At 63.6% G+C, this 26,627-nt stretch carries 27 protein-coding genes; 10 read left to right on the top strand and 17 right to left on the bottom strand.

Features of this window, described 5'->3' with window-relative positions:
- Nucleotides 1–6: 6 nt before the first annotated feature.
- The 3 genes from AC1TPF_RS00475 to AC1TPF_RS00465 are packed head-to-tail and all read right to left on the bottom strand — an operon-like array spanning nt 7 to nt 3,085.
- Nucleotides 7–771, bottom strand: coding sequence for an enoyl-CoA hydratase-related protein (locus AC1TPF_RS00475; protein ID WP_482137121.1), 765 nt, complete (start codon nt 769–771; stop codon nt 7–9).
- Nucleotides 768–1,784, bottom strand: a complete 1,017-nt coding sequence (locus tag AC1TPF_RS00470; protein ID WP_482137122.1) for a phosphotransferase family protein — start codon at nt 1,782–1,784, stop codon at nt 768–770. Before AC1TPF_RS00470 ends, AC1TPF_RS00475 begins: the two co-directional genes overlap by 4 nt.
- A complete protein-coding gene (locus tag AC1TPF_RS00465; protein WP_482137123.1) occupies nt 1,784–3,085 on the bottom strand; it encodes an acyl-CoA dehydrogenase family protein in 1,302 nt (433 codons plus the stop codon). Before AC1TPF_RS00465 ends, AC1TPF_RS00470 begins: the two co-directional genes overlap by 1 nt.
- Before the next feature lie 112 nt (nt 3,086–3,197).
- Here AC1TPF_RS00465 and AC1TPF_RS00460 point away from each other — a divergent pair, with 112 nt between their 5' ends.
- From AC1TPF_RS00460 to AC1TPF_RS00445, 4 genes are read left to right on the top strand one after another with little or no spacing between them, the layout of a single operon-like run.
- Nucleotides 3,198–3,644: a VOC family protein gene (locus AC1TPF_RS00460; protein ID WP_482142185.1), complete on the top strand. Its 447-nt coding sequence runs from the start codon at nt 3,198–3,200 to the stop codon at nt 3,642–3,644.
- Nucleotides 3,644–4,474, top strand: coding sequence for an SDR family oxidoreductase (locus tag AC1TPF_RS00455; protein WP_482142184.1), 831 nt, complete (start codon nt 3,644–3,646; stop codon nt 4,472–4,474). The genes AC1TPF_RS00460 and AC1TPF_RS00455 overlap by 1 nt, the downstream gene beginning before the upstream one ends.
- A gap of 36 nt (nt 4,475–4,510) precedes the next feature.
- Complete coding sequence (locus AC1TPF_RS00450) at nt 4,511–4,843, top strand: hypothetical protein (RefSeq protein ID WP_482137126.1); 333 nt, start codon at nt 4,511–4,513, stop codon at nt 4,841–4,843.
- Between the two features lie 9 nt (nt 4,844–4,852).
- Complete coding sequence (locus AC1TPF_RS00445; RefSeq protein ID WP_482137127.1) at nt 4,853–5,497, top strand: TetR/AcrR family transcriptional regulator; 645 nt, start codon at nt 4,853–4,855, stop codon at nt 5,495–5,497.
- On the opposite strand, the gene AC1TPF_RS00440 is transcribed toward AC1TPF_RS00445, so the two are convergent.
- Nucleotides 5,481–6,152, bottom strand: a complete 672-nt coding sequence (locus AC1TPF_RS00440; protein ID WP_482137128.1) for a TetR/AcrR family transcriptional regulator — start codon at nt 6,150–6,152, stop codon at nt 5,481–5,483. The genes AC1TPF_RS00445 and AC1TPF_RS00440 overlap by 17 nt on opposite strands.
- 107 nt (nt 6,153–6,259) lie before the next feature.
- On the opposite strand from AC1TPF_RS00440, the gene AC1TPF_RS00435 reads away from it, so the two are divergent.
- From AC1TPF_RS00435 to AC1TPF_RS00420, 4 genes are read left to right on the top strand one after another with little or no spacing between them, the layout of a single operon-like run.
- Nucleotides 6,260–7,555 (top strand): hypothetical protein, encoded by a 1,296-nt coding sequence (locus AC1TPF_RS00435; RefSeq protein WP_482142183.1) that lies wholly within the window; start codon nt 6,260–6,262, stop codon nt 7,553–7,555.
- Nucleotides 7,556–7,566: 11 nt separating this feature from the next.
- Nucleotides 7,567–8,973 (top strand): acyl-CoA reductase, encoded by a 1,407-nt coding sequence (locus AC1TPF_RS00430; RefSeq protein WP_482137130.1) that lies wholly within the window; start codon nt 7,567–7,569, stop codon nt 8,971–8,973.
- A complete protein-coding gene (locus tag AC1TPF_RS00425) occupies nt 8,966–9,961 on the top strand; it encodes an aldo/keto reductase (RefSeq protein ID WP_482142182.1) in 996 nt (331 codons plus the stop codon). The genes AC1TPF_RS00430 and AC1TPF_RS00425 overlap by 8 nt, the downstream gene beginning before the upstream one ends.
- Nucleotides 9,962–9,976: 15 nt before the next feature.
- Nucleotides 9,977–11,395: an aldehyde dehydrogenase family protein gene (locus AC1TPF_RS00420; protein ID WP_482142181.1), complete on the top strand. Its 1,419-nt coding sequence runs from the start codon at nt 9,977–9,979 to the stop codon at nt 11,393–11,395.
- 58 nt (nt 11,396–11,453) lie between these two features.
- Here AC1TPF_RS00420 and AC1TPF_RS00415 read toward each other — a convergent pair whose 3' ends face one another.
- The gene (locus tag AC1TPF_RS00415; protein ID WP_482142180.1) at nt 11,454–12,215 is read right to left on the bottom strand and encodes an SDR family NAD(P)-dependent oxidoreductase; all 762 of its coding nucleotides are present in this window, start codon (nt 12,213–12,215) and stop codon (nt 11,454–11,456) included.
- Nucleotides 12,216–12,285: 70 nt separating this feature from the next.
- Between AC1TPF_RS00415 and AC1TPF_RS00410 the strand changes: the two genes are divergently transcribed.
- Nucleotides 12,286–13,059 carry an SDR family NAD(P)-dependent oxidoreductase gene (locus AC1TPF_RS00410; RefSeq protein WP_482142179.1) on the top strand — a complete coding sequence of 258 codons (774 nt, stop codon included), beginning with the start codon at nt 12,286–12,288 and terminating at the stop codon, nt 13,057–13,059.
- Nucleotides 13,060–13,236: 177 nt separating this feature from the next.
- Nucleotides 13,237–14,610 carry an ABC transporter substrate-binding protein gene (locus AC1TPF_RS00405; protein ID WP_482143972.1) on the top strand — a complete coding sequence of 458 codons (1,374 nt, stop codon included), beginning with the start codon at nt 13,237–13,239 and terminating at the stop codon, nt 14,608–14,610.
- A gap of 44 nt (nt 14,611–14,654) precedes the next feature.
- On the opposite strand, the gene AC1TPF_RS00400 is transcribed toward AC1TPF_RS00405, so the two are convergent.
- The 12 genes from AC1TPF_RS00400 to AC1TPF_RS00345 all read right to left on the bottom strand — a co-directional run bounded on the left by AC1TPF_RS00400 (nt 14,655) and on the right by AC1TPF_RS00345 (nt 26,517).
- Complete coding sequence (locus tag AC1TPF_RS00400) at nt 14,655–15,518, bottom strand: SDR family NAD(P)-dependent oxidoreductase (RefSeq protein ID WP_482142178.1); 864 nt, start codon at nt 15,516–15,518, stop codon at nt 14,655–14,657.
- The gene (locus tag AC1TPF_RS00395) at nt 15,515–16,420 is read right to left on the bottom strand and encodes an LLM class F420-dependent oxidoreductase (RefSeq protein ID WP_482142177.1); all 906 of its coding nucleotides are present in this window, start codon (nt 16,418–16,420) and stop codon (nt 15,515–15,517) included. The genes AC1TPF_RS00400 and AC1TPF_RS00395 overlap by 4 nt, the downstream gene beginning before the upstream one ends.
- Before the next feature lie 45 nt (nt 16,421–16,465).
- Nucleotides 16,466–18,007 carry an acyl-CoA synthetase gene (locus tag AC1TPF_RS00390; protein ID WP_482137341.1) on the bottom strand — a complete coding sequence of 514 codons (1,542 nt, stop codon included), beginning with the start codon at nt 18,005–18,007 and terminating at the stop codon, nt 16,466–16,468.
- 28 nt (nt 18,008–18,035) lie between these two features.
- Nucleotides 18,036–18,842, bottom strand: coding sequence for an NAD(P)-dependent oxidoreductase (locus AC1TPF_RS00385; RefSeq protein ID WP_482137342.1), 807 nt, complete (start codon nt 18,840–18,842; stop codon nt 18,036–18,038).
- Entirely contained in the window at nt 18,842–19,669 is an 828-nt protein-coding gene (locus AC1TPF_RS00380; protein WP_482137137.1) for an NAD(P)-dependent oxidoreductase, read from the bottom strand. The genes AC1TPF_RS00385 and AC1TPF_RS00380 overlap by 1 nt, the downstream gene beginning before the upstream one ends.
- Before the next feature lie 25 nt (nt 19,670–19,694).
- Nucleotides 19,695–20,606 (bottom strand): alpha/beta fold hydrolase, encoded by a 912-nt coding sequence (locus AC1TPF_RS00375; RefSeq protein ID WP_482137138.1) that lies wholly within the window; start codon nt 20,604–20,606, stop codon nt 19,695–19,697.
- Nucleotides 20,603–22,270: a thiolase C-terminal domain-containing protein gene (locus tag AC1TPF_RS00370; protein ID WP_482137139.1), complete on the bottom strand. Its 1,668-nt coding sequence runs from the start codon at nt 22,268–22,270 to the stop codon at nt 20,603–20,605. Before AC1TPF_RS00370 ends, AC1TPF_RS00375 begins: the two co-directional genes overlap by 4 nt.
- Before the next feature lie 124 nt (nt 22,271–22,394).
- Nucleotides 22,395–23,759: a cytochrome P450 gene (locus AC1TPF_RS00365; protein WP_482137140.1), complete on the bottom strand. Its 1,365-nt coding sequence runs from the start codon at nt 23,757–23,759 to the stop codon at nt 22,395–22,397.
- 54 nt (nt 23,760–23,813) lie between these two features.
- Nucleotides 23,814–24,008, bottom strand: coding sequence for a ferredoxin (locus tag AC1TPF_RS00360; protein ID WP_482137141.1), 195 nt, complete (start codon nt 24,006–24,008; stop codon nt 23,814–23,816).
- Nucleotides 24,009–24,058: 50 nt separating this feature from the next.
- The gene (locus AC1TPF_RS00355; RefSeq protein WP_482137142.1) at nt 24,059–24,919 is read right to left on the bottom strand and encodes a mycofactocin-coupled SDR family oxidoreductase; all 861 of its coding nucleotides are present in this window, start codon (nt 24,917–24,919) and stop codon (nt 24,059–24,061) included.
- Between the two features lie 90 nt (nt 24,920–25,009).
- The gene (locus AC1TPF_RS00350) at nt 25,010–25,714 is read right to left on the bottom strand and encodes an SDR family NAD(P)-dependent oxidoreductase (protein ID WP_482143970.1); all 705 of its coding nucleotides are present in this window, start codon (nt 25,712–25,714) and stop codon (nt 25,010–25,012) included.
- Nucleotides 25,711–26,517: a TauD/TfdA dioxygenase family protein gene (locus AC1TPF_RS00345; protein WP_482137143.1), complete on the bottom strand. Its 807-nt coding sequence runs from the start codon at nt 26,515–26,517 to the stop codon at nt 25,711–25,713. Before AC1TPF_RS00345 ends, AC1TPF_RS00350 begins: the two co-directional genes overlap by 4 nt.
- Nucleotides 26,518–26,627 lie beyond the last annotated feature (110 nt).

The following is a 26,627-nucleotide window of genomic DNA, read 5'->3' as shown; positions in this document are numbered from 1 at the left end:
ATGGTTCTACCGTCCCTGCCAGTTCGGTTCGCGCTTTTCGATGAATGCCATGGCGCCTTCTTTGGCGTCGTTGCTGCTGAAGACGATCTTCTGGTGATGTGCCAGACGGGCCTTTGCGGCCGCGGCGTCCGACACCGAGAGACGGACCAGTTCCTTGCAAGCGGTCAGGCTCAGCGGAGCGTTGGCCGCGACACGCTCGGCATAGCCGATCGCTACGTCGAGCACATCTTCCTGTGGTGCAACAGCATTGACCAAACCGATCTCATAAGCACGCTGCGCCGTGATCAGATCGCCGGTCAGAGTCATCTCCAATGCGATGCCCATCGGGATACGGGTTCCGATCGTGGTGCCACCGCCACCGGGGAAGAGGCCGCGCTTGACCTCGGGTAGCCCGAACTTCGCGGCCGTCGACGACACGATGATGTCGCAACCCAGTAGCAGTTCGAGGCCACCGCCGATCGCGGTGCCGTTGGCGGCGCCGATCACCGGGATGGTGAGGTCGCCGGAGGCAAGGCGGGTGAAGCCTTCGGATGTGAAGTCGCCGCCCTCGGCGAATGCTCGCAGGTCCATACCGGCACAGAAGGCACGATCGCCGGTGCCGGTCAGGACGATGGCGCGGATCTCCGGATCGGCTTCGGCTTCCAGTGCGGCGCTGCCGATGCCGCGAAGCAGACTGCCGGTGAGCGCATTTCGGGCTTCGGGGCGGTTGAGCCGCAGGATCAGGACGGCTCCGCGCCGCTCTGCGATGAGCTCGTCGGTTGTTGTGCTCATGATTTGTAGTCGCTCGATTCTGCGAACTCGGCGGCCGAACGCATCAGGGTCTCGATGACGGGACCGTAGGCCTGCAGCTTGATGTCGTCACCGGCACGTTGGAAACCCTGCTCGAGGACGATGGCGAGCTTCCACTTCGCCAGCACCAGGTAGTAGTCCAGATCGTCGACCTGACGGCCCGACACCTTGGAGTAGTGGTTGATCATCTCATCGCGCGACGGCATCCCGGACAGATCGACGTAGCTGGCCGTGGCGGCCTCTGGTGCATTGGTGTCCTCGGGCCAGCCCTGAACCATCCAGGCCAGGTCCAGCTTCGGGTCGCCGACGGTACCCATCTCCCAGTCGACGATCGCGGCGAGCTGTGCCGGAGCGCCCTCTTTGTACATCACATTCGCAAACTGATAGTCGCCGTGCATGATTCCGGGGATGAAGTCGATCGGCTTGTGGGCGTTCAGCCAGGCGGTTGCCTCGGTCATACCCTCGAGTTCACGACCCTTGATCCGGTCGAAGAATCGGGTCCACCGGGACACCTGGCGCTCGTGGAAGCCGTCGGGCCTGCCCAGATCTCCGAGGCCCTGGGCCTTCCAATCGACCTTCGACAGCAGTGCGATGCCTTCGGCCAGCTGATATGCCAGGCCTTTTCGCAATTCGAGGTCGGAGGTGAACGGTTCTTTCCACTGCTTGTTGTCCATCGGCGACCAACCGTCGACGTAACCCATCAGGTAGAACGAGCGTCCGAGGACCGAGGTGTCGGAGCAGGCAGCGATTGCCTTGGTGTGCGGAACCTCGGTGCCGTCAAGGGCTTCGATGATGCGCCATTCCCGCATGATGCCCTCATCGCGGTTGGCCGGCGCCGCAGGCGGCGGCATCCGGATCACCGAAACATTGTCTCCGCGAGTGAGTTTGTAGATCTCGTTCTGCGTTCCGCCGGAGAGGAACTTGGCCTCGAGTGGTTCGCCCTTGCCGGGTAGCCCGGCCTCGTCCATCCAGTCTGCAAGTTTGATCAGGTCCATCAGAGGTTCCCCACTTCGAGTTCGAGATATTCGGCGTATTTTGCTTTGGCTGCAGCTTGTTTGCGCGGGATCCACTCGGTGGGCCACAGGTCGTCGGTGCCTTTGTAGTCGCGCAGGACCTGCTTGGCCACGGTCATCTTGTGGACCTCGGTGGGGCCGTCGGCCAGACCCATCACGGCCGCGCCGTGGACCATGGTCATGAACGGCATCTCGTTGGTTACACCGAGCGCGCCGTGTACTTGCATTGCGCGCCAAGCGATGTCGTGCAGGACCGTGGGCATGACCACCTTGGCGGTGGCAATGTCTTTGCGGACCTTCTTGTAGTCGTTGTACTTGTCGATCTTCCAGGCCGTGTTGAGGACGAACAGCCGGAACTGTGCCAACTGGGCGTACGAGTCGGCGATGTAGCCCTGGATGATCTGTTTGTCGGCCAGAAGGCTGCCCGCGGTTTCGCGGCTGAGCACGCGTTCGCACATCATGTCGACGGCCTTCTGCGCCAAGCCGATTGTCCGCATGGCGTGGTGGATCCGGCCACCGCCGAGGCGGGTCTGGGCGACAGCAAAGGCCTGGCCTTCGCCACCGAGTAGCGCGCTGTCGGGAACTCTGACGTCCTTGTAATGGATCAGGGCGTGGGTGCCCTCGTTGATCGGTTCGCCGTAGAGGCCGACGTTGCGTTCGATGATCACACCCGGTGTGTTGGTGGGGACCAGGAACATCGACATGCCCTTGTACGCGCTCACCTCGGGGTTGGTGACAACCATGACAATGAGGAACGAGGCAGTCTTCGCGTTGGATGAGAAGTACTTGTAGCCGTTGATGATCCAGTGATCGCCGTCTTTGACCGCGCTGCACTTGAACTGGGTCGGGTCTGCGCCGGCCTGCGGTTCGGTCATCGAGTAGCTCGAGAAGCATTCGCCGTCGAGCAGCGGTTGCATGTACTGCTTCTTCTGTTCCGGGGTGCCGTAGTGGGCGATGATCTCGGCGTTGCCGGTATCGGGGGCCTGGCAACCGAAGACGATCGGCGCCCACGATGAGCGGCCGAGGATCTCGTTGAGCAGTGCGAGCTGGAGCTGGCCGTAGCCCTGCCCGCCGAGATCGGGTCCGAGGTGGGTGGCCCACAGGCCCTTCTCTCGCACTTTTTCCTTCAGTGGATCGATCGCTGCGCGACGGCCCCCCTCGAGCGGTACGAACTGCATGTGCGGCCACGCGAGGTCGAGCGGTTCGACTTCCTCGCGGACGAATTCATCGGCCCAGTCCAGTTTTGCCTGGTACTCGGGGTCGGTCTCAAAATCCCATGCCATGGAGGCCTCCTCGTTCCATGTGAGAATATCATTCTGGCGAGACGGAACACAATTCTTATTTGTGTGAAGATCGTTCCGAATAGGGTGTCCAAACGGAAGGCGGTTACCACCCATGAAGGCTGAAGACCTGTTTCACGTAGGAATCGTTACGCACGATCTGGAGGCGACCCAGGCGCAGCTGTCGTCGCTTCTCGGCTACGAGTGGGGCCCGGAGATCGGGGCTCCCATCGAGGTCGCGCTGCCCACCGGTGATGTGACGGTGGATGTCAGGTGCGCCTACTCGATCACCACCCCGAGGCTGGAGGTGGTGCGCAGCATCCCGGGCACCTTCTGGGAACCGGCCGAAGGCGCAGGCATCCACCACGCCGGCTACTGGTCCGATGACGTGGATGCCGACGTCGCCGAACTCACCGAACACGGTTACGTCACCGAGGTGACCCGCAGCGGCCAGGACGGTTCGCTGTTCTTCGCATTCCTGCGCAGTGACACCGGCTTTCGGATGGAACTCGTGACCCGCCTGGCCGAGCCGTCGCTACAGCAGTGCTGGGCGGTGCGTTGATGGGCACTGTTGGTGTGGTGACAGGTGCCGGACGGGGCATGGGCCTGGACTGTGCGCGCCTGCTGACCGGAGTGGTCGACGCGCTGGTGCTCGTCGATCTCGATGAGGCCACGGTTACAGCCGCGGCGCAGGAATTGGCATCGGCGGATGGTGCTGTCGTCGAACCGTATGTCCTCGACATCACCGATGCCGACGGTGTGCAACGGCTTGCCGATCGCGTTGCCGAACTCGGAACCCTGCGGGCGGTGGCCCACGTCGCGGGCATTTCCCCGACGATGGCGGACTGGCGCCGGATCTTCACGGTCGATCTGGTCGCGACCGCAAGACTTGCCGAGGTATTTCGGTCGCTGACCACGGCCGGGACGGCGTGGGTCTACTTTGCGTCGATGGCCCCTGCCATCGGCGGGGTCGAGATCGATACCGCCACCGCGGAAATACTCGACCACCCGCTGGAGCGCGAGTTCCTGGATCGGATCCGGGAGAGCTTCGGGCCGACGATCGAGCATCCGGGCGCGGCCTACGCCGTGGCCAAACTCGGGGTGAAACGATTTGCGCAACAGGAGGCCGTGCGTTTGGGACCACTCGGCGGTCGGGTGAACTCGGTGTCCCCGGGGCTCATCGACACCCCGCAGGGCCGTCAGGAAGCGGCCGACAATCCTCGGATCTCCGAGTGGATCGGGACGACGCCGGTGGGTCGACTCGGGCAGGCGTCCGAGCTCGCATCGGTGGTCGCATTCGCATTGTCGGACGAAGCGAGCTTTCTCAGTGGTACCGATCTGCTGGTCGACGGCGGACTGTGTGCTGCTGTGCGCGGGCCCGGTTCGCGCTGACCAAACCAGTCGAAAACGATTGAAGGGCAACATCTTATGGCAAAGGGTATCTACTACGTCGAATCCAGGCCGGCGTCGCAGGCGGTCGAGGCCGAGTTCAACCACTGGTACAACGAGATCCATCTGCCAGAGATGGTCGCGATCGACGGCATCGTGTCGGTTCGCCGGTTCGCGCCGGTCATCGATGACGGACCTTACGTCGCGATCTATGAGTTGGAAGGCGACGACCTGCCGAGCATTCTCAAGGCGATGATGGCCGCGGCGCGGTCGGGTGCGCTGACATTGTCGGACCTGCAGCAGACGGATCCGCCCCCGACGATGCGACTGCTCGAGGTCACCACCGAGTACCCGACTGCAGGTGGGCACTAATCTCGTGGTGTGGACAAGCAGATGAGCGAGGATGCGGGCGACGATCTGGCGAGCAGGATCGCCGAGCGCACCTTGGCGAAGCGTGGTGCGAACTACGCCGCCGAGGTACGCCGGTTGCTTGACGCCGCTCTGGCCGTGATCGAGGAGCGGGGGACCGCTTCCCGGCCGCGGGTCGCCGACATCGTCGCGGCGGCCGGGCTGTCGAATGAGGCCTTCTATCGCCACTTCTCGTCCAAGGATGCATTGGTGGCGGCGTTGCTCGAGGATGGCACCCTGCGTCTGCGCCGGTATGTCGATCATCAGATGAGCAAGGAGTCGAGCCCGGAGGCCAAGGTGCGTCGCTGGGTCGAAGGTGTGCTCGCGCAGGCGATCGGTGACACCGCGGATTCCACCCGCGCGGTCTCCTGGAACGCCGGTGGCCTCGCCGGGGACAGTATGCAGGGCACGGTGTCGGCCAACGGCCCCATGGCGTCGTTGCTGACCGAACCGTTTGCCGAACTCGGCAGTACCGATCCCGATTTCGATGCGCTGCTCGCCGCCCATGCCACACTCGGCATGCTTGCCGACTACCTGTGGCGACGCGTCGAACCCACATCGGCAGACATCGACCGCATCTACGAGTTCTGTCTGCGGGCGGTCACCCCTGCGGCATAGGTCGCAGACTGCGCAGGAACAGTTCGACCGCGGCGCGGATGTGCCGGTCCTGCTCGGCGGTGTCCCGGACGATGCCGAACGATGCCAGTCGCGACTGGCCGCCGACCATGCCGAGGAAGAGTTCGGCGAGCACGCCCGGGTCGTCCGCCTCGATCGAACCGGTTGCGGAGTGCCGAACGAGTAGGTCGACAACAAACTGCTTGCGCGGCCAGAAGCCGTTTCCGTATGTACGACGGGCGATTTCGGGATAGCGCGAGGCGTGCGCGATGGCTATCTGCTCCAGCTTGATCATCGACGGATTCGTCGCGCGGCGGATGGCTGCGCGGGCAACGGCTGTCAGTGCCGCTTCGAGGTCGTCGGGATCGGGCTCCGGCGGCTCGGGCTCCGGCCAATCGCGTTGTTGCAGTGCCCACCCGAGTACCGACCGGAAGACATCCTCTTTGGTGGGAAACCGCGCGTAGAGCGAGGGCTTGGTGGTTCCGGCCGCGGCGGCGATCGCGTTCATCGACGTGCCCTCGTAGCCGTGCTGCAGGAACTCCTCCAGTGCGCACTCGCGAATCTTGCGATCGAGTGCACCTGCCTGCGCTTTTGTCGGACGACCGCCGCGGCTGCGGGTTGGGCCGCCGGGTGGTGTGCCGGGGTTGGTCGACGTCACCTGGGAAAGTCTGCCATCTCTGGCCTGGACAGGAAACTTTACCGGCGGGTATGGTTAATCATATCGGTTCCCGCACCCCTCACTTTCCACATTCCACGGAGGCAGCAATGTCAGTGACCACAAGTCCGCGAGATGTCGTCGAGCAACTCGATGCCCGTTTCCAGGAGCGCCGCGAGCAGGTTCCCGTCTTGAGGCAGCGTGCTGACGCCGAAGGCATCACGGAGATCCGGGCCCGAGAGGACCTCATCCCGCTGCTGTTCCCGCACACGACGTACAAGAGCTACCCGGAATCGCTTATCGCCAAGGGCAAGTGGTCACAGATGAATCGCTGGCTCGACTCGCTGTCGACCCGACGGGTGGCCGATGTCGACGTCGAAGGGGTCGAAGACGTCGATGGCTGGATCGGCCGCCTGGAAGCCGCGGGACACATGGTGTCGAGTTCCAGTGGCACCAGCGGCAAGGGGTCCTTCCTCAACAAGACCCAGATCGACCTCGACACGAACTCGACCAACATGCTCGACTGTCTGACCGATCTCGGTATTCGGCCGCAGCAGATCTGGAACTTCATCCCGGTGGGTCCGGAGACCAGCCTCACCGCACACGTTGCGTTGAAAGACATGCTGGCCGCGGCCTACGGCAGGCCGGACGGTATCGCGATGCCACCGAGCGCCGCCCCGGCCGGACACCACAAGTACATGGCGCTGCTGCAGGCGATGCGCCGGGCCATGGCCGACGGCACCGCCGCGCCGGATGAGATCGCCGCATTCGAGGCGAAAGCCGCACAGCGCCAGCAGAAGAACGAAGACCGGTTGCACTACCTCGCCGAGCAGATCCTCGCCCGTCGCTCCGAACGTTTCTTCTTCAGCGCGCAGTTCCCGAATCTGTTCCGGCTGACCGAGATCCTGAAGGAGATCGGCGGCAAAGACGGTGACATCACCGGCGAGAACGCGTTGACCACCGGCGGCGGCCTCAAAGGTACGTCGCTGCCCGATGACTACCGGGAGCAGATCTACCGGCTGCTCAACATCGACCCGAGCCGCTTCCTGCACTACTACTCCATGCAAGAACTCAACCAACGTTTGCCGAAGTGTCCGGCCGGGCGGTACCACGTGCCCGCCGAGGTGGTCTTGTTCGTGCTCGACAAGAACGGTGAGTCGATGGCGCCGGTCTCGGACGGGCAGGTCGAGGGCCGCGCGGCGTTCTTCGACACCACGGTCGACGGACGTTGGGGCGGAACAATTTCCGGGGACAAGATCATCGCGGAACTCGATGGTTGTCCCTGTGGACGCGCAGGCACCACGGTCCTGGACCAGATCGCCCGCTACTCCGATCTCAAAGACGACGACAAGATCACCTGCGCAGGCACCATGGATGCCTACGTGCGCGGATTCATCGAGGACTGAGGACCGATCACGTGACCACCACATTGAGCCCGACCAAATCCAAGATCCGGGTGCCGCACTTCGTTCGGGGCAAGCTGATCTGGGGTGAGGACAACGAGTATCTCTCCAGGGACTTCGGCGTCCCGTTTGTCACACCCAAGATCGAGTTCAACGAACTGTTCGTGCCGCGCACCGAGCAGGGACCGGCCTTTGACATGCCGGTGTCGGAGATCATCGACTTTCTGGTCGAGACGGCCTCCCACCTGTCGCTGGAGAAGAACGAATACCTGCAGGAATCGCTGGAGATGACCCTGCAGGTCAGTGCTCTGCCCCGGCGCATCATCGAGAACACTTTTGCCAGGCCGGGACAGTTCCTCACCAGGGAGGCGATGGAATACCGGCTGAAGAAGACCTTCGGAAGCCTCGAGGTGCTCGACGGCTGGGTGGAGAACACCGATCCGAACGGAAGCGTCAGCCGCATCCGGGCTTTCCCGCCGAGGCTGGTGCACATGTTGGCAGGCAACTCGCCGAGTGCGGCGATGACGTCGATCGCGGACGCCGCTTTGACCAAGGCCGTCAACGTGTTCAAGATGCCGTCGGCCGATCCGTTCACCACCGTCGCGGTACTGCGCACCATGGCCGATATCGCACCCGATCATCCAGTGCTCCAATCCATGTCGGCGGTGTACTGGAGGGGCGGTGACGAGAAGGTGGAAAGCGTTCTCTACCGGTCGCAGTATTTCGACAAGCTGGTCGCCTGGGGTGGCGGCGCCGCGATCGAGAACGCGGCGAAATATGTGGGTCCCGGTTTCGGGCTCATCTCCTTTGATCCCAAGGTGTCGATGTCGGTCATCGGCAGGGAGGCATTCGAATCCGAGGACACCCTGCTCGAGGTTGCGGAGCTGGCCGCCAAGGACGTCACGATCTTCAATCAGGATGCCTGCCTTGCTGCCAGGCACATCTGCGTCGAAGGGGACATCGAGCAGGTTGATCGCTTCTGCGAGCTGCTCCACGAACGTCTCGGTGTGGACCGCGATTTCGCGTCGGCCGTCGGACCGAAACCGGCCTCCGATATCCGGGAGGCAGTCGAGGGGATGCGCTTCCTCGAGCCCGAATATCGGGTCTGGGGTGAATTCGACGGCCGCGGACTGGTTGTCCGGTCACCGGAGATGGTGGACTTCCATCCGACCAACAAGACGGTGAACGTCATCCCGGTGGACAACATGCGGGACGCTGCGGCGTTGGCCACAGTGGCCACGCAGACGGTTGGCGTGTTCCCGACGCACCGAAAGGCCGAGATCCGTGATGACCTGGCCACCGCGGGCGTGCAACGTCTGGTGAAGCTCGGAAGTGCCATGAAGGGCAGTATGGGTGGCCCCCATGACGGCATGTATCCGTTGCATCGATTCGTGAACTGGGTGGTGGACGACGATGCCTAGCGGGGTCGAGGGTTCCGGTACTGCGATGCCCGTGCGGATCCTGGGTAAGTCGGGCCTGAGGGTCAGTGAGTTGTGTCTGGGTGCAATGACATTCGGAACCGATTGGGGTTTCGGTTCCGAGGAGCAGGCCTGCGCCGAGATCTACAACGTCTTCCGGGAGGCGGGCGGCAACTTCGTCGATACCGCCAACGTCTACACCAACGGGGCCAGCGAAGAGATCCTCGGACGTCTGGTTGCCTCCGAACGAGACAACGTGGTGCTCAGCACGAAATACACGCTGCCGACGGACAAAGACGACCCGAACTCGGGCGGCAGCCATCGAAAGAGCCTGCGTCGCAGCGTCGAGACAAGTCTGCGACGCCTCGACACCGACTACATCGATCTGATGTGGGTGCACGCCTGGGACCAGTGCACCCCGGTCGAGGAGACCCTGCGTGGGCTCGATGACCTGGTGCGGTCGGGCAAGGTCCTCTCCGTCGGCGTGACCAACACCCCGGCCTGGGTGGTCGCCCGCTCGGCGACGATCAGTGAACTGCGCGGATGGACATCGTTCTGCGCCATGCAGGTCGAATACTCGCTGGTTGCGCGGACACCCGACCGGGAGCTGCTGCCCATGGCGCGTGAGCTGGACATCGCGGTCTGTGCGTGGAGTCCGCTGGCGCGCGGGTTGTTGGCGGGCAAATCGTCGGACGACGGTCCGGCGAAGTTGTCGCCGTCGGGTCAGCGGGCCGTGTCGGTGGCAAAAGAGATCGCTGCCGAACTCGACACCACGCCCGCACGTGTGGCACTGGCGTGGGTGATGAGCCAGGGACTGATGCCGTCGATCGGGGCGAGAACCGTTGCGCAGCTGAGAGATAATCTGGGTGCGCTGGCGGTACGGTTGGAACAGACGCACCTCGAACGGCTGGAGACGGCCACCCGGGTGCGGCTCGGATATCCGCACGATTTTCTCAACAAACGTCGTGCAGTCTTCACCCCGACCAGTTAGAAGGACCTGACAGACGTGCAAAAACTCGACCACTGGATCGGCGGCGCCAACGTGGCGCCGTCGGCAGGCGAATACCTTGGTGTCACAGATCCGGCGAGCGGCAACGAGGTTCGCCGGATCGCCGCCGGGAACACCGCAGACATCTCCCTCGCGGTCACCGCGGCCCAATCGGCTGCCGAGGCCTGGCGTCAGGTGCCGGGTCTGGCCCGCGCCCGGTTGTTCTCCGACCTCGCACGTGCGATGCGCGACAACGCAAAGGAACTCGCGCAGCTGGAGATCAGTGAGACCGGCAAACCCGAGTCGGTCGCACTGGGTGAGGTCGAGGGTTCGGCAACCTACTTCGACTTCTACGGCGGTCTGATCGGGATGCCGATCGGTGACACGCTCGACGTCGCACCGGACCAGCATGTCTACACGCGGCGTGAACCGTTTGGTGTTGTCGGTGTGATCACGCCGTGGAATGTGCCGCTCAACCAGGCGTCGCGAGCCTGTGCTCCTGCGCTGGCTGCCGGGAACACGGTGGTGGTCAAGCCGTCTGAGTCCACATCGTCGACCACGGTGCGGCTGGCGCAGTTGTCGTCCGAGGTGGGTTTTGCGCCGGGTGTGTTCAATGTGGTGCTCGGCAACGGGCCCGATGCCGGTGCCTCGCTGGTGGAGCATCCGTCGGTGGCCAAAGTCGCTTTCACCGGGTCGGTTCCGACCGGCCGGGCGATCGGCAAGATTGCGGCCGAACGCATCATTCCGCTGACCCTCGAACTGGGTGGGAAGTCGGCCAACATCATCTTCGCCGATGCGGATCTCGATGCAGCCGTGGCCGGTTCGCTACAGGCCTTCACCGCCAATGCGGGTCAGGTCTGTTCGGCCGGTACCCGATTGCTTGTCCACCGCTCGGTCCATGACGAGGTGGTGCGGAGACTGGTCGACCGCGCCGCGAACGTGCGAGTGGGCCGCGATATCGGCCCACTGATCACCCGAGATCAGTTCTCGCGGGTGCAGGAGTATTTCAAGGTCGCCGAATCCGATGGGGCGCACCCGGCCGCAGGAGGCACGGTGTCCACCGTTGCCGGCGAGACCGGCGGGTTCTACATCGACCCGACGATCTACACCGGTGTCGACAACTCGGCACGGATCGCCCGCGAAGAGATCTTCGGTCCCGTCGTCGTGGTGATCCCCTTTGACGACGACACCGAAGCCGTTGCGCTGGCCAATGATTCCGACTACGGGCTGGTTGCCGGGGTGTGGACCAAAGATGTCTCCCGCGCACTGACGGTGAGCGATCGTCTCCGGGTTGGTCAGGTATTCGTGAACACCTGGTCGACGGCATCCGTTCAGACACCGTTCGGCGGCTGGAAGAACAGCGGCTACGGCCGCGAGAAAGGCGTTGAGGCACTGCATCACTACAGTCAGGTCAAGTGCGTCACCATCAAACTCTGACCCTGCGCTTCCAACCCTCCCCTCGAGCGTGCCGAACGGCACGCTCGACGGGCGTTGGTCAGCGGAGGAACGTGCCGCCGTCGATGTTGACGACCTGGCCGTTGATCCAGGAACCCTCCTCGGACATCAGGTAGGCGATCATGCTCGAGATGTCGCGGGCTTCACCGAGTCTGGGACTGCGGGTTCCGCGGAGCATGCCCTGCAGCATCTTCGGATCGGCGCCCTGTTTGATCTCATCGGTCAGGATGAGGCCGGGTGTGATCGCGTTGGCCCGGACACCGTCCTTGCCCCAGCCCGAAGCCACGTGGCGGGCAAGGGCATTGATGCCGGCCTTGGTTGCGGCGTAGGCGGGACGTTGGGGTTCGCCGGCGAACGATGCGACCGACGACGTGTAGACGAGCGATCCTCCGCCGCGTTTGAGGAGTTCAGGGATGCTGTGCCGGCTGACCAGCATGTGTCCACGGAGGTTGACGGCGATGGTGCGATCCCAGATCTCGAGGTCGATGTCCACAACGTTGGTGTCCTTGGAGACCGCGGCCATGTCTCCGGCATTGACGTGTACGGCGTCGAGTCCGCCGAAGGTGGCGACCGCAAACGCGATGAGCCCTTTCACCGAATCGTCGTCGGCGATGTCGAACTGCGCGGCAACCGCCTGGCCGCCAGCGGCGTTGATCGCGGCGGCGGTCTCGTCGGCACCTTCTGAGTTGAGGTCACCGACAACAACTTTCGCGCCTTCTCTGGCCAACCGCTGTGCCGAGTCCGCCCCGAGTCCGGTGGCGGCCCCGGCTACCACGACGACCTTGTCCTGCAGTCCCTGCATCAGCTGGCTCCCTTATGAAATATTGGTGTGAGAATCACGATCTAAGTAATCAGAATGCTATTCTCGTTGAATGAATGCAACCCCTGCGCCCGGAGTCGAACTCGCTGATCTGTTCTCGTTGGAGGGCAAAGTCGCCCTCGTGACAGGTGGAAGTCGCGGCCTGGGCCGCGAAATGGTGTTGGCCTTCGCCAGGGCCGGAGCCGACGTGGTCATCGCCAGTCGCAAGTTGCCCGCATGTGAGGAAGTGGCAAGGGACGTGGAGGCGCTGGGCCGAGAGGCGTTGCCGGTGAGTGCTCACGTGGGCAAGTGGGAAGACGTCGACGCACTGGTGGAGACGGCGTATGCGCACTTCGGCAAGATCGACATCTTGGTCAACAACGCCGGTTTGTCGCCGGTGGCTCCGTCCTCGGAGGAGACGAGCGAGGAGCTCTTCGACAAGGTTGTTGCTGTGAACTTCAAGGGGCCGTTCCGACTTGGTTCATTGGTCGGCCGCCGGATGGCCGATGGCGACGGCGGATCGATCATCAACATCTCGTCGTCAGGCGCCCTCTTTCCGGCACCGAACTTCGGTCCTTACGCCGGTGCGAAGGCGGCGCTCAACACGTTGGCGGGCGTGTTCGGTCGCGAATACGGCCCAACTGTGCGGGTCAACACGATCTCGGCCGGACCGTTCCTGACAGATATCTCCAAAGGGTGGGGGGACGATGCGCGTACCGGTTTGCGCAGTGCAGCGGGGCGTCCGGGTGAAACGTCGGAGATCGTGACCACTGCGCTCTACCTGGCCAGCGCGGCGTCGAGCTTCACCACGTCGTCGTTGATCAGGGTCGATGGCGGGCTGTACTGACCTTTACGAGCTGCCCGGTCATCCTATAAAAGGGGCAGGTCAGCGATGCTGTTTTACCATTCCTCGTTAACCTTATAAGGATAAAGTTTCAAACTGCTCCGCTCCGGTGCTCCTCGGGGATAGGCTCCGCGCTACCGGGGGGTCACGATCGAGGAGGAACAGTTGAAACCGCATCGCATGCTCGTGGCCGTGTCGGCCGCCGCACTGCTTGTTGTTGCCGGATGTAGTAGCGACCGTGGAAGCGGCGACGGTGACGAGGGCGGAGGTGGTGGTGGAACCGCGTCTTCGGAAACCGTGTCGAGCGACTTCGGCTCCCTGACCGACGTCTGCGAGGACGGCTCGGCTACCGGATCGCCGACGCAGGGTGTCACCGACAGCGAAATCAAGGTCGGGGTGTTCTCCGATGTGGGCTTCACCAAGAATCCTGAGTTCGTCGACGCGGCAAAGGTGTTCACGTCCTGGTGCAACGACCTCGGTGGCATCAACGGTCGCACTCTGGTGGCGAACACCCGCGACTCGAAGCTGATGGAAACCCGTCAGCAGATGATCGCCGCCTGCCGCGAGGACTTCGCGCTCGTCGGTGGCGGCAGTGCGCTGGACGGGCTCGGGGTCAAGGAACGGCTGACCTGCGGGCTGCCCAGTTTCCCGGGCCAGACCGTACAGCCAACGGTGACCGGTTCGGAGTTGCAGGTCAGTGCTTCGCCCAGCCAGACCGTCGGCTACGACCCCTACTTCCAGTTCCGGACCTGGCTGATCAAAGATTCCTACCCGGATTCGGCCAATGCAATCGGAATCATCAACGGTGACTCGCCGTTGACCAAAGATATTGGCGCGCAGGCCATCGAATCCACCGAGGCTGCCGGTGGTACCTACGTCTACAACGACCTGTACCCCGCGATGGGTGTCTCGGACTGGACCCCGTACGCACAGTCGATCAAGAGCAAGAATGTCAAGGGACTCCAGTTCTACGGCGATTTCAAGCAGCTGGCCAAGCTCGAGAGTGTGTTGACCTCACTCGATTACAAGCTGGACTGGATCGATACGAACAACAACGCCTATGGACAGCAGTTCATCGAGCTGGCAGCTGATTCTCTGGACTTCCAGAACAACTACCTCGACATGGGTGGCGTGGCACCACTCGACAGTGACGAGCCGGCCATCACCCAGCTCAAGGCACTGTACGAGAAGTACGCCCCGGACGCGGAGATCACGTTGCCCGCCATCCGGGCAATGTCGGCATGGTTGCTGTTCGCGAAGTCCGCGGCCAGCTGTGGCGACGATTTGACACGTACCTGCGTATACAACGCCGCGAAGGCTGAAACAGCGTGGACCGGAGGCGGATTGACCGCACCGCAGAATCTGGCGCAGCCTGCTCCGCCGTCGCCCTGCTTCAACGTCGAGCAGGCCACACCCGATGGCTGGGAGGCCGCAGATTTCAAGCCGGACAACGGTCTCTACCGCTGCGACATCCCCGCCTACAAGTACACGACCGACTACGGAACACCGATGACGCTGGCCGACGTCGGTAAGTCCATGGCCGACATCAAGTAGCGTACGAAAGCAAGCTGGACGAACTCGGACTGATCACGGTGTGATCAGTCCGAGTTCGTCTGGTCCATGACCGAAGCCGGCGCATAGTTGGCCCAACCGTGGTCGGGCCAGTTGAACCATCCCGACGAGGCGAGGGTGCCACCGTCGGGATGCAGGGTGGTTCCGGTGATGTACTCCGAGAGTCCGGAAGCCAGGAACACCACGCAGTTCGAGACATCGGTGACATGGCCGACCCGCCCCATCGGGATGGCGATCCGGGCGCCGATCGGGGTGGCCATCGCGGGTGTCCCGCCACCGCCGAGCCTGTCCAGGCTGGGTGTCGGCACAAAATCGGGGGCGATGTTGTTGACCCGGATCCGGTCCGGCGCAACCTCCACCGACAGCGTGCGAGCGAACTGCTCCACCGCGGCCTTGGCAGCCGAATACACCGCGAACCCGGGTGCCGCACGATGCGCTTCGATGGTGGTGATGTTGATGATGCTGCCGCCGCGACCGCCTGCCTGCATCCGGGGGATCGCCAACGAGCAGGCGTGGAACACGTGGTGAAGGTTGGTGCGCAGGAGTGCGTCCCAGCCTTTCGGTTTGCTTTCGGTGAAGGGACTCCGGAAGGTGCCGCCCACGATGTTCACCAGGGTGTCCAATTGTCCCCAGCGTTCATCCACAGCTGTGAACAAAGCGGCCAGCGTCTCGGGGTCGCGAGCATCACCGTGGTGCACGATTGCCTCGTGGCCACCGTTGGCGAGACTCTCACGCAACGCCTCGACGGCAGTGGGGTCGATGTCGATGACGGCGATCCGAACACCGTTGGCGACGAGGTCGGCGGCGATACTCTCCCCGAGACCTCCGGCGCCGCCGGTGATCACGGCTACGGTTCCCTCGAGGCGGGCGCGTTCTTCGAACCAGGTCATGGCAGGTATGTCGATCCGAAAGCGTCGAGGAACTCGCTTGTCTCGCTGTAGGACCCGGCCGGAGGGTGGGAGACAACGATCCAGGTGACACCGGCCTTCTCGAGCTCGGCAAAATTCTCGCGGTGACGGTCGGCGTCGACGGCGGGAGTTGTCAGTCCATCGGCCTGGTAGGAGTAGAGAACGTCGATCGGTTCGGTGCGCCCGGCGGCCGCGGCAGCCTCTCGCATCTCCGAGATCTTATCGCCCAGTTCCGAACTGGACCCCAGCGCCGGGGTGCGGGCGGTGGTGCTGAGTTCGGCTCCACCGGACATCGGCATCCAGCCCTGTGCCCGCTCTGCGACCCGGCGGCGGCTCAGTTTGGAGTTGCCGCCGACCCAGATCGGGATCGGGTCGGAGACCGGACGGGGCAGGGACCGCACATCACGCGCGTTGAAGTGCTTGCCCTGGTAGCTGAATGCCTCGCCACTCCAGTGCAGTGGCAGTACGTCCAGCGCCTCGTCGAACAACTCGTTGCGCTCGTTGATGTCGACACCGAGTGCAAAGAACTCGCTCTTCTGATAGCCGGTGCCCAGGCCCAGGATCAGTCGTCCGCCGGACAGCGTGTCCAGTGTCGACGCAGACTTGGCCAGCAACAGTGGATTCCGGTAGGGCGCGACAGCAAGATAGGTGAGGACCTTGATCCGCGTGGTGGCAGCGGCGACAAAGCTAAGTGCAACAAAGGGATCCACCGTCTGATGTCCGCCGGTGGCGAGCCACTTCGCTCCGGGGATCGGATGTTCACTCACCGAGAATCCGCTGAACCCGGCCTGTTCTACCGCTACCGCGACATCGGCCATCGGTCCGGCGGCAAAGAGATCGGCTTCGGGGCCGCTGGGTTCTGGATAGTGGAAGATGTAGCGCATCGGTCACCTCATGAACTTTTGTTGTGGACTAACTCGGGTCTTCGGTCAAAGGATGAGGCTGTTGTGCCCGTCCCAGTAGCGTTCGCGGAGCCGGCGTTTGTACAACTTGCCGTTCGGGTCACGCGGCAGTTCGTCGACGAAGTCGACGCTGCGCGGACACTTGTAGGTGGCGAGTTCTCGTTGGCAGTAGGCGATCAGGTCGGCCGCCAACTCGTCACCGGCAGCATCCGGATCAACCAACTGCACAACGGCCTTGACCGATTCACCCATTTCGTCATCGGGTACCCCGATGACGGCCGCGTCGGCGATCGCCGGATGGGAGGCGAGGATGTTCTCGGTTTCCTGCGGATAGATGTTCACTCCGCCGGAGATGATCATGTGGGCCTTGCGGTCGGTGAGGTAGAGATACCCGTCCTCGTCGAGGTAGCCCATGTCGCCGATCGTCCGCCAGCCGTGGGCGTTTGCCACAGACGCGGTCTTTTCCGGATCGTTGTGGTATTCGAATGGGCGGCCGCCTTCGAAGTACACAACACCGGACGCGCCGGCCGGAAGCTCGTTGCCGTGCTCGTCGACGATGTGGCACGGCTGCATCGGCCGGCCCACCGAACCCGGATGCGCCAGCCATTCGGCAGCCGTGATGGCCGTGGCCCCGACATCTTCGGTACCCGAGTAATACTCGGTGATGATCGGGCCCCACCAGTCGAGCATCTGACGTTTCACCGCGACCGGACACGGTGCGGCCGAATGCATGACGCTACGCAGACTCGTCAGGTCATACCGTTCCCGATCTGCTGCCGGCAGCCGGAGCATCCGGACGAACATGGTCGGTACGAACTGCGCGTCGGTGACACCGTACTGCTCGATCAGCTCCAGGCACCGGCGTGGATCGAAGGTCTCCATCACCACAACGGCGGCGCCTGCCCGATGCCAGGACATCGAAAAGACCAGTGGTGAACCGTGATAGAGCGGCGCCGGTGACAGGTACACGACATTCCCGCTCGAACTGCGGTCGATCATGCCCTTGGCGATGAGTACCGGCGCCGACGACGGGTCGCCGAAGGGGGTGCCGGGCAGTGGTTTCCGGACACCTTTCGGCCGTCCGGTGGTACCCGACGAGTACAGCATCTCGCGGCCCTCGCACTCGTTGTCGAGGGGCGTGCCCGCGGTGGCGGCCAAGACGTCGTCGTACGACTCGAAACCGTCGATCTGCCCCGCGCCACTGAACTTCGCACGAAGACGGGTCAGATCGAGGTCGGCGACGACCCCGGCGACAGACTCACTGGCAACAAGCGCCAGCGCGCCACAATCATCGAGGACGTATTGCACCTCGTCGGTGCGCAGGTGCCGGTTGATGGCGGTGTAGTAGAGCCCCGAACGCTGAGCCGCCCAGGTGATCTCGAGAAACGACCGAGTGTTCTCCATCAGGATCGCGATGTGATCACCCGGCTGCAGTCCCCGCTCGCGCAGGGCCCGGGCAAACCGGATCGACCGATCCTCGAGCTGGGCATAGGTGACAACCTCACCGCTGATGCCCATCACGATTGCCGGAGCTTCGGGCGTCAGTTCTGCGTGGTGGCTTGGTGTCATCTGCATACGAAGTCCTTACTCGGTCGGATCAGGGTTTGACGGCTCCGAACTGGTCGCCGATCACTTCGTCGATCAGTCCGAGCTGTCCACCGAGTTCGAGGGCGACGGCGCGGACAACGGTTACGTCTTTGCTGACGAACGCACCCACCGCTTCACTGAACGCGGAAACCGATCCGCGGGACGACACCCCGTCCAGCGCACGGCTGCTGGAGCTGCCGTGGGGGAGCGAACTGAGCAGGGTGGATTCGTCGACGCCGAGTTCGGCTGCGAGGCGAACTCCTTCGCGAAGCAATCCGATCTGCGCCGCGAACAATGCGTTGTTGACCAGCTTGACCCGCTGGCCGTTGCCGATGGCCCCCACATGCAGGGCCGGTTCGGCATAGGTCTGCAGGGCCGGACGGATGCGGTCGATGGCCTCGGAGTCGCCACCGAGGAAGACCGTGAGGCCACCGGCCGCGATGTTGTGTGGACCGCCACTGACCGGGGCGTCGACGACATGCACGCCAAAGGGTGTGGCGCGCTCCGTGATCAGCTCTGCAGTGACCGGGCTGCCGGTGGTGTGCAGAACCAGCACCGAGCCCGGCGGCATCGCGGCGATCAGCGGACCCTGGAGGCAGATTTCACGCACCTGGTCGTCGGTGAAGACGCAGACGATGACGATCTCGGCATCGAAGCCGACTTCGCTGATGTCGGTGACTGCCTCGGCACCCGCTTCGGTGACGTCATCACGGGCCTGGTCATTGCGGACGAGGGCACGCACCTGGTGGCCGCCGCCGACAAGACGCCGGACCATGGGCAAACCCATCCGGCCGGTGCCGACAAATCCGATACGCATCATGACTCCGCTCGTGGGTGGTTCATCTGGACCAGGGTGGCATCGGCCGCGGTCAGGACTGCGCCGATCGTGGTGTCGGCCGCGTCGGCAAGGCTGGCGACCAGTCCGACGTCCTTACGGAGCAGGTCGCCGGCATGATGTGCGATGCGGTCGACGGAGCCGCCACTGTCGGCGATACGACTCAGGGCAAAGCTGTTCGAGGTTCCGTGACCGAGGACCTCGCCCAACCGGACCGGGTCGACGCCGAGTGCCTTGCCGAGCGCGAGCGTGCTGGAAGCGGTGGCGAGGTTGGCGGTGAACAGCAGGTTGTTCAGGAGCTTGGCGACTTCACCGGCACCGATTTCGCCCAGGTGCACAACAGGATTGGCGTAGGTTTCGAAGACCGGGCGGACCCGCGCGACGACGTCGTCCTCGCCGCCGACCATCAGAAGCAACGTACCGGCGGCCGCGCCCATTCCGCCGCCGCTGACCGGTGCATCGACGAACGAGATGCCCTGCTCGGCGGCCTTCGCGGCCAGTTCACGGCAGGTGTCCGGGTGCACTGTCGAGTGCACGGCGATCACACCGCCTGCGGCCATCCCGCGCAGGATGCCTTGTTCGCCGTCGACAACCTCGCGGACGTCGGCGTCGTTGACCACACACACGCAGGCGAGGTCGCTGGCCGCACCGAGTTCGGCAGGAGTCCCCGCGAACTTCGCTGCGGTGTCACCGTACGGCTCGAGCGACTCCGGCCGCCGGGCCCACAGCGTCGTCTCGTAACCGGCCTCCACGATCCGGCGGGCCATCGGCCCGCCCTGGCTGCCAAGGCCGATGAATCCGACTCGCATCGATACTCCTTCTACTTGAAAGTGACTAGTATTTGGGACGTTTCGCGTCGTCGAAGCACTCTTCGACAAACGACAAGATGTTCAGGTGGTAGGCCCTCGCGGTGTACCCCAGACTCAGGTTGTGGCCGCCGTCGAACTGTTGTTCAACCACGACCCGGGGGGAGTTGCTGAACAGCGCGCCGATGTCGTGCAACGCGTCGGGATCCTGGCGCCACACGTTCTCGAACTCGCCGGCGGTGAAGTGCACGGGGACCTTGACCTGTGAGGCCTTGTCCGGGAACGTGATCGTCGGCCAATCCCGGACCACCTCGTACTCATACTTGGGGCCTGCCGCCGAAATCGCGGCGCCACCGGATAGTTCTGCCGGATAGAGACGCGCGGGGTTCCAGAGCAGTTCGCGTACTCCGGCACCGTCGGGCTTTTTGTCACCGTTGTGTCGGGGCACCAGAACCCTGGCGGCCTGGGGCTGATGCTCGAGACCGGTTCCGGAGACCTCGAGACCCAGGAGGTCTCCTCGTGGGTTGGCGGCAGCCATGCGGACACCCAGCTCGGATCCCACCGAATGGGCCAAGATGAAGGTGCCGGCTCCGCGCGGGCGGGTACCGAGATGCGCCTCTATCGCCGCGTAAGCCCAGTCGACACGTTGCTCCGCGGTGGTGAACCGGCCGCCGAAATCGTACGAGGCCTGGTAACCCGGACGATCCAGTGCCAGAACGGTATAGCCGTTCGCGGCCCCGGCCCGAAGTAGTGAATGGCGCGGAAACCCGGGGCAGTCGTAGTAGGCCGCCTTGGACGCGCCACCGTGTAGCGCGACGATGACACCACGCGGATCAGGCGCAGCCAGGAGCAAGCCAGACGAGGGGATGCCGTCGACGTCGACGATCTGCGCGACCGGCACGTCGCCGCATGCGGTGGGCGTCATCTCTGCGGCGGTCACTGGGCCGACCTCAAGAGCATCACGCCGCCGGGTGTCAGGCCACCACTGCTGGCGATCGCGGTCTTGGCACCGGGCACCTGGCGAGCTCCACCCTCGCCGCGAAGCTGGGTGATCGCCTCGGCGATCAGGCCCATACCGTGCGTCCGTCCGTGTGAGAGCTGACCGCCGTGTGTATTGACGGCGACTTCGCCGCCGATGGCGATGTTCTTTCCGCCGTCGAGGAAGTCCTTCGCCTCGCCGATCTCGCAGAAGCCCAGTGCTTCCAGCCATGACAGGCAGTTGAAGCTGAAGCCGTCGTACAGCTGAGCGGTATCGATATCTTTGGGCCGCAACGAGGTTCGCGACCACATGTGGGCCGACGGGCCCAGGACCTGTGGTTCGTGCGTCAACGTGCTCTGGTCCCATTCGATCCGCTCGAGGATCTGAGTGCCCACCGCCTCGACGTATACCGGGGGCTTCGCCAGGTCGGCCGCGGCGTCTTTGGCCGAAACGATGACGGCGATCGACGCATCACAGGGCACGTCACAGTCGTAGAGACCGAACGGCGTGGTGATGGTGCGGGCCGACAGGTAGTCGTCCATGGTCATCGGGTCGCGGTAGATGGCGGTGGGATTGAGTGCGGCGTTCTTTCGCTGGTTCAGGGCGATCCAACCGAGCGTCTCGCGCGTGGTGCCGTACCGGTGCATGTGGCGCTGCGCATTCATCGCCAGCGTGTGCGAGGCGGACATGGCGCCGAACGGCATGATGTAGCCGTTCACCCGGCCCCCGCCGGAGTGAGAGAGCTTGCCCTGCTTCATCAATTCGCTGTAGGTGGACTCCCACAAGGTCCGGTAACACAACACGTGGGTGGCGAGTCCGCTGGCAACAGCCATCATCGCGGCGATGACCGATCCACCGGGACCAAAGGTCTCGATGCCGCCGTTGTACCAGGTCGGATGGATACCGAGGGCCGCCTCAACGGCCATCACCCCGCCGCCTTCACCGAACCCGCCGACGTTACCGGAACCCGGATAGCTGGCGATACCGTCGATGTCGGCCATTGTCAGACCGGCATCTGCGACCGCGCGTTCGCAGGCGGTGATGGTCAGGTCCAGCGGTGAAATCATCAGGCGCCGGCCGATCTCGGACATTCCGACGCCGGTGAGAGCGACCTTGTCCTCGAACTTTTCAGTGGTGGCCATCGGACGGACGTGCTTGTGGAAGTCTTCGGGTTCGATTTCGTCGCGTGGGGCCGCGGCGGGCTGCGCGGCCTGCTCGGCGGCGGGCCGGAACAGCGGGAACCAGACATCCTCGCGGTTTTCGAAGACAACTTCCATGCGCATACCGAGTTCGAGATCGGCGGGGTCGCATTCAACTGTGTTGGTGGTCAGTCGAATGCGGGAGTCTTCTTCGAGTGCGACCTGGGCGATCACGAACGGTGTCGGCATGCCGGGTAGCGGGAATCGTTCGTTGACGGTGAAACCGATGAGCGTGGCGTAGCCCGAGACAACCCGGGGCGCGAGCTCCCGCCCGCGGCAATAGCGGCAGACCGGCTGTGGTGGATGGATCAGCGACGAGCAGCTCTGACATTCCTGAATACGTAATGTGCCATCGGAGCCCGAAGTCCAGAAGAACTCGTTCTCGCTGGTGAGTGACGGCAGGGGACGTCCTGTCGTTTCGGCCACTGTGCCTCCTTGTTGGAACTAAAACAGTGACCGCCACGCCTTCATCAGCGTGGCGGCCCCTGTTCGGTTCTTTGTTCTACGCTGTCAGATCGTTTGTCCTGCCCCGACTATCCGGCTGACTGGGCTATCCGGCTGACTGGGCGCGCGCTTTCGCGATGACCGCAGGCTCTGCCAAGCGGGTGTCGTCGATCAGCTTCTGCAACCGGACGAGGGTGGCGTCGAAGCCGTCGCCGATCGGCTTGCCCGGGGTGAAGTCCGCAGGCAGATGACGCATGCCCTGGATGACACCGATGGTGTCGTAGTGCACGGTCGCCTCCGGATCACACTTGTAGTCCGGCATCCGGTCGAGAACGGCGAGCAGCATCCGCTTGAAAACGGTCCGGGCGACATTGGAGCCGGCGCAGCGATGCAGGCCGAGTCCAAAGCTGTAGTGCCGGTTGGCACCACGGTCGAGAATGACCTCGTTGGGATCCTCGAACACCTCGGGATCGCGGTTGGCCATCGCCCAGGACAGCCACAACCGGTCGCCCTCCTTGAATTCCTTACCCTCGATCTCGATGTCCGCGGCGACGGTACGTCCGTCACCGGGGGCCGGGGTGTAGTAGCGCAGGAATTCCTCGGTGGCGGAGTCGAGTAGTTCATCCCGATTCTCGCTGAGTGTCGTACGCGCATTGGGATTCTCCGACAGCCATTCGAGCGCATGCGCAGTCAGGGCAGTCGTGGTGTCGAAGCCGCCGCCGATGAGCAGACCGAGGTTGCCGAAGATCTCCATGTCCGGCAACGGCTCACCGTCGAGGCGCGCCTCGGCCAGGGCGTTGATCAGTCCTGGACGTGGATTCGCCTTGATCTCAGCAAGGTTGGTGAACAGGTCGATGCCCATGGTCTTGTGCATCTCGTTGACCCGCGCGATATCCGGGGAGTCCGGCGGGGTGTAGACGGCGGCATGCACCGGCTCGTTGTACAGCGTCCACTTCTCCAGCGGGATGCCCATCATGCCCAGCGTCAGGACGGCGGGCACGATGTTGGCGAGCTCATCGACGAAGTCGATACGCCCCGACTCGATCTTCTCGTCGAGGCAGGCGTGCACGACATCGTCGATGAACGGGATCCATGCCTTGACCGCAGCCGGTGACAGGTACGGGTTCAGGACTGCGCGGTAGTTCTTGTGATCGGGGTCGTCCATCTCGAGGATGCCGCCGCGAAGACCGTTGGCACGGTCCGGGGTCGGGATCGAGATGCCCTTGTAGCCGTTCCCGGTGCCGTTGACGTCGTGGTCGGTGGACACCACTGGGCAGCGGGCCAGCTCGAAGACCTCTTTGTTACCCGCGGCAACCCAGTGGCCGCCGTAGGTGTCACTCCATGCAATCGGACACTCCGACTGCATCTTCTCGGTGACGGCCTCGAATTGATCGCGATAGCCGGGGGAATGTCTTTCGAATTGGAAGCGGGGCGTTTTACGTTCGTCTTGGGTGACGTCCTCAACGGTCATGGGCGCCGTCCTTTCGGGTGTGCGGGGCAGTCGAATACCAGGGGAGTGGGTGTACTACTCGGTGATGCTGATTGCTCGTTCCGGGCACGATGCGAATGCCTCGCGGACACTCTTTTCGTGCTCCGCCGGTACATCTTCGGTGATCGCCGACGCATGTCCGTCGATGTCGTTCAACTCGAACGATTCGGGAGCGATCATCGCGCAAAGCGTGTGTCCCTGGCACTTGTCTGAATCGACCTGCACCTTCACGTGTTCTCCTCGAGGGTTGTTGTAAAGCGGGCTGGGGCTGGGGGTTTCGATCAGAAGTGGACGCCGTACCACTTCAGGTAGCCGCCGCCGTCGACACGTTGCTGGGTGCCGGTGACGTAGCGGGATTCGTCCGAAGCCAGGAACAGGACCATGTTGCTGATGTCGAGCGGCTCGACGAACGGGATCCGCATCGCCTGCTGTACGCCGAACGCGGGCTCTGCGTCTTCACGCTTCGGATTCTCGAGGTCCGGACGGAAGGAACGGTACATCGGTTCGCTCTGCAGCATGTCCGTATTGCAGTTCGTCGGATGGATAACGTTGGCGCGGATGCCTTCCGGGGCGATGTGCAGCGCGAGATTGTGGATGAACTCGGTCAGTGCGCGCTTGGAGTAGACGTAGGCGACGCCACCGGGATCCTTGCCGGGGACGTCGACCTTGCTGGTGTCCATCAGCGCCGCGGTGGAGCCGGTGGCGATGATCGAGGCACCCTCTTTGAGGTGGGGCAGGGCGGCGGTCACAGCGTTGATGGTGCCGACCAGGTTGGTGTTGATGACGTCGGTGAAGCACTGCCACCGGGGCTCGCCCTTCATGCCGGCGATACCGGCCTGTGCGACAACGATGTCGAGCCTGCCGAGTTCGGCAACACCCTGATCGACCGCGGCTTTCATCTGCGCTGCATCGCGCACATCGGCCTGCACGGTCACGATGCGCCGGTCGTGCTTCTCGACCAGCCTGGCGGTTTCTGCCAGGTCTTCGGGTGTTGCCATCGGGTACCCGATGGTCTCGAAGTCTGTGCAGATGTCAACGGCGATGATGTCGGCGCCCTCTTCGGCGAGACGGACAGCGTGACTGCGCCCCTGCCCTCGTGCCGCTCCCGTGATGAACGCGACTTTGCCCTCTACACGACCCATGATGACTGCCCTCTCAATTTTCTTCTGCTGCTGGAACCATCGACAACGGCGAGTGACGCCGGTGCTTTCTACTTATGTGTTGCGACCGTCCTACGTGTTTCGCCCGCCATTGACGCCCAGGATCTGACCGGTGATGTAGCTGGCGTCCTCGGAGATCAGGAATGCGCAGGCGGCGGCGATGTCCTCGGGCCGTCCGACCCGGCGTACCGGAGTGCGCAGGATGTGATCTTCGACGGTGCCGCCGAGACGCTTCTGGCCTTCGGCACTCCGCAGGAGCGGGGTGTCGACAAAGCCCGGCGGTACCGCGTTCACGGTGATGCCGACCTGGCCCAGTTCGAGGGCCAGTGACCTGGTCAGTCCGTTGACTGCAGACTTCGACGAGACATACGCGGCCATATACGGCTGGCCCGAATGTGCGCTGGACGACGAGATGTTGACGATCCGGCCCCACTTGGCTTTCAGCATGTCCGGCAACGCGGCCTGGATGCAGTGGAAGGTGCCGTGGAGGTTGACCTCGTGGATCTTCTTCCACTCATCGAAGTCGAGATCGACGAAGCGGCCGAAACTGTCGATGCCTGCGGCGTTGACCAGCACGGTGACCGGACCGAAGGTGTCGCGAACTTCCGCCAGCGCGGCGTCGATCTGCTCACGGCTGGTGATATCGACGGTGTAGGTGTTCTTTTCTTCGCTCGGTGTCCGATCGAAGGAGGCGACGTTGTAGCCGTCGGCGACCAGCCGCTCGACTACGGCGTGACCGATCCCCGAGCTACCGCCGGTGACAACTGCAGTCTTCACGCCCATGGTTCAGTTCCGCCCATCGTGGTTCGGTGCATCTCGCGTTCAGAGCTGGGGTCGTAAGGCAGTGCGCGGTGCAGCATTCCGGTGTTGTCCCAGATCACCACGTCGCCGACCTGCCATTCGTGGCTGTACGAGAAGCGGTCCTGTGTGGTCCAGGTCAGCAGCTCGTCGAGCAGCTCGCGGCTCTCCTGCGGGTCCATTCCGAGGATGTACTCCGCGGTGGCGCCGATGACCAGCGACTTACGGCCGTCCTTGCGGTCCCAGACCAGTGACGTGTCGTGCGTGGGTTGTGTCCGCCAGCCGGCGAGCACTTCGGGGCTGGGGTCCGGGTCGACCAGCCGCTGGGCGGCTTCGAAGCTGTGGTGCACGCGTAGACCCTCGAGGCGTTTTTTCTCTGCCTCGGGGAGTGCATCGTATGCGGCGTACGTATTGGAGAAGGCAGTGCCGCCGCCGACCATCGCCACATGCTTGCAGGTGAGCATCGTGGCCTTGGAGGGGATGTCGTTGCAGGTGTCGTCGATGTGCCAGAAGAGAGTGCCCTTGAGGTACTCGGCCGAGCGGGACTTCTCGGGGTTGAGTGAGACGACGAAGACCTCTTTGCCTCCCGGCGCTTGCACCGGTCCGAGCTTGCGGCTGAACGTGACCTGGTCCTCATCGCTCAGGTCCAGTCCGCGGATCAAAAGGACACCTCGCCACTTGAGTGCCTCGAGGCACCGGGCGGTCACGATGGGGTCATTCAGGTCGTCTACGCCGTGAACCTGAACGCCGAGGGCGGGGCCGAGGGCTGTTGTCTCAATCACAAGAATCTCCCTTTCTATTTGTGAGAACGATACTCTCGAAATGTAGCAGTCGGCAAGAGTTTGATGCGTTTGGGCTGCGGCTATTGTCCGTTTGCCCGGCCCTGGATGGG

The organism is Williamsia sp. Y853 (genome assembly GCF_056786495.1).
The sequence above is the reverse complement of the archived record's forward strand: the minus strand, read 5'-3'. Positions and strand labels throughout refer to the sequence as shown.

Coding starts and splice junctions, on each gene's coding strand:
- AC1TPF_RS00475 (WP_482137121.1), bottom strand. CDS start 771: ATGAGCACAACAACCGACGAGCTCATCGCAGAGCGGCGCGGAGCCGTC.
- AC1TPF_RS00470 (WP_482137122.1), bottom strand. CDS start 1,784: ATGGACCTGATCAAACTTGCAGACTGGATGGACGAGGCCGGGCTACCC.
- AC1TPF_RS00465 (WP_482137123.1), bottom strand. CDS start 3,085: ATGGCATGGGATTTTGAGACCGACCCCGAGTACCAGGCAAAACTGGAC.
- AC1TPF_RS00460 (WP_482142185.1), top strand. CDS start 3,198: ATGAAGGCTGAAGACCTGTTTCACGTAGGAATCGTTACGCACGATCTG.
- AC1TPF_RS00455 (WP_482142184.1), top strand. CDS start 3,644: ATGGGCACTGTTGGTGTGGTGACAGGTGCCGGACGGGGCATGGGCCTG.
- AC1TPF_RS00450 (WP_482137126.1), top strand. CDS start 4,511: ATGGCAAAGGGTATCTACTACGTCGAATCCAGGCCGGCGTCGCAGGCG.
- AC1TPF_RS00435 (WP_482142183.1), top strand. CDS start 6,260: ATGTCAGTGACCACAAGTCCGCGAGATGTCGTCGAGCAACTCGATGCC.
- AC1TPF_RS00425 (WP_482142182.1), top strand. CDS start 8,966: ATGCCTAGCGGGGTCGAGGGTTCCGGTACTGCGATGCCCGTGCGGATC.
- AC1TPF_RS00415 (WP_482142180.1), bottom strand. CDS start 12,215: ATGCAGGGACTGCAGGACAAGGTCGTCGTGGTAGCCGGGGCCGCCACC.
- AC1TPF_RS00410 (WP_482142179.1), top strand. CDS start 12,286: ATGAATGCAACCCCTGCGCCCGGAGTCGAACTCGCTGATCTGTTCTCG.
- AC1TPF_RS00405 (WP_482143972.1), top strand. CDS start 13,237: ATGCTCGTGGCCGTGTCGGCCGCCGCACTGCTTGTTGTTGCCGGATGT.
- AC1TPF_RS00400 (WP_482142178.1), bottom strand. CDS start 15,518: ATGACCTGGTTCGAAGAACGCGCCCGCCTCGAGGGAACCGTAGCCGTG.
- AC1TPF_RS00395 (WP_482142177.1), bottom strand. CDS start 16,420: ATGCGCTACATCTTCCACTATCCAGAACCCAGCGGCCCCGAAGCCGAT.
- AC1TPF_RS00390 (WP_482137341.1), bottom strand. CDS start 18,007: ATGACACCAAGCCACCACGCAGAACTGACGCCCGAAGCTCCGGCAATC.
- AC1TPF_RS00385 (WP_482137342.1), bottom strand. CDS start 18,842: ATGCGTATCGGATTTGTCGGCACCGGCCGGATGGGTTTGCCCATGGTC.
- AC1TPF_RS00380 (WP_482137137.1), bottom strand. CDS start 19,669: ATGCGAGTCGGATTCATCGGCCTTGGCAGCCAGGGCGGGCCGATGGCC.
- AC1TPF_RS00365 (WP_482137140.1), bottom strand. CDS start 23,759: ATGACCGTTGAGGACGTCACCCAAGACGAACGTAAAACGCCCCGCTTC.
- AC1TPF_RS00355 (WP_482137142.1), bottom strand. CDS start 24,919: ATGGGTCGTGTAGAGGGCAAAGTCGCGTTCATCACGGGAGCGGCACGA.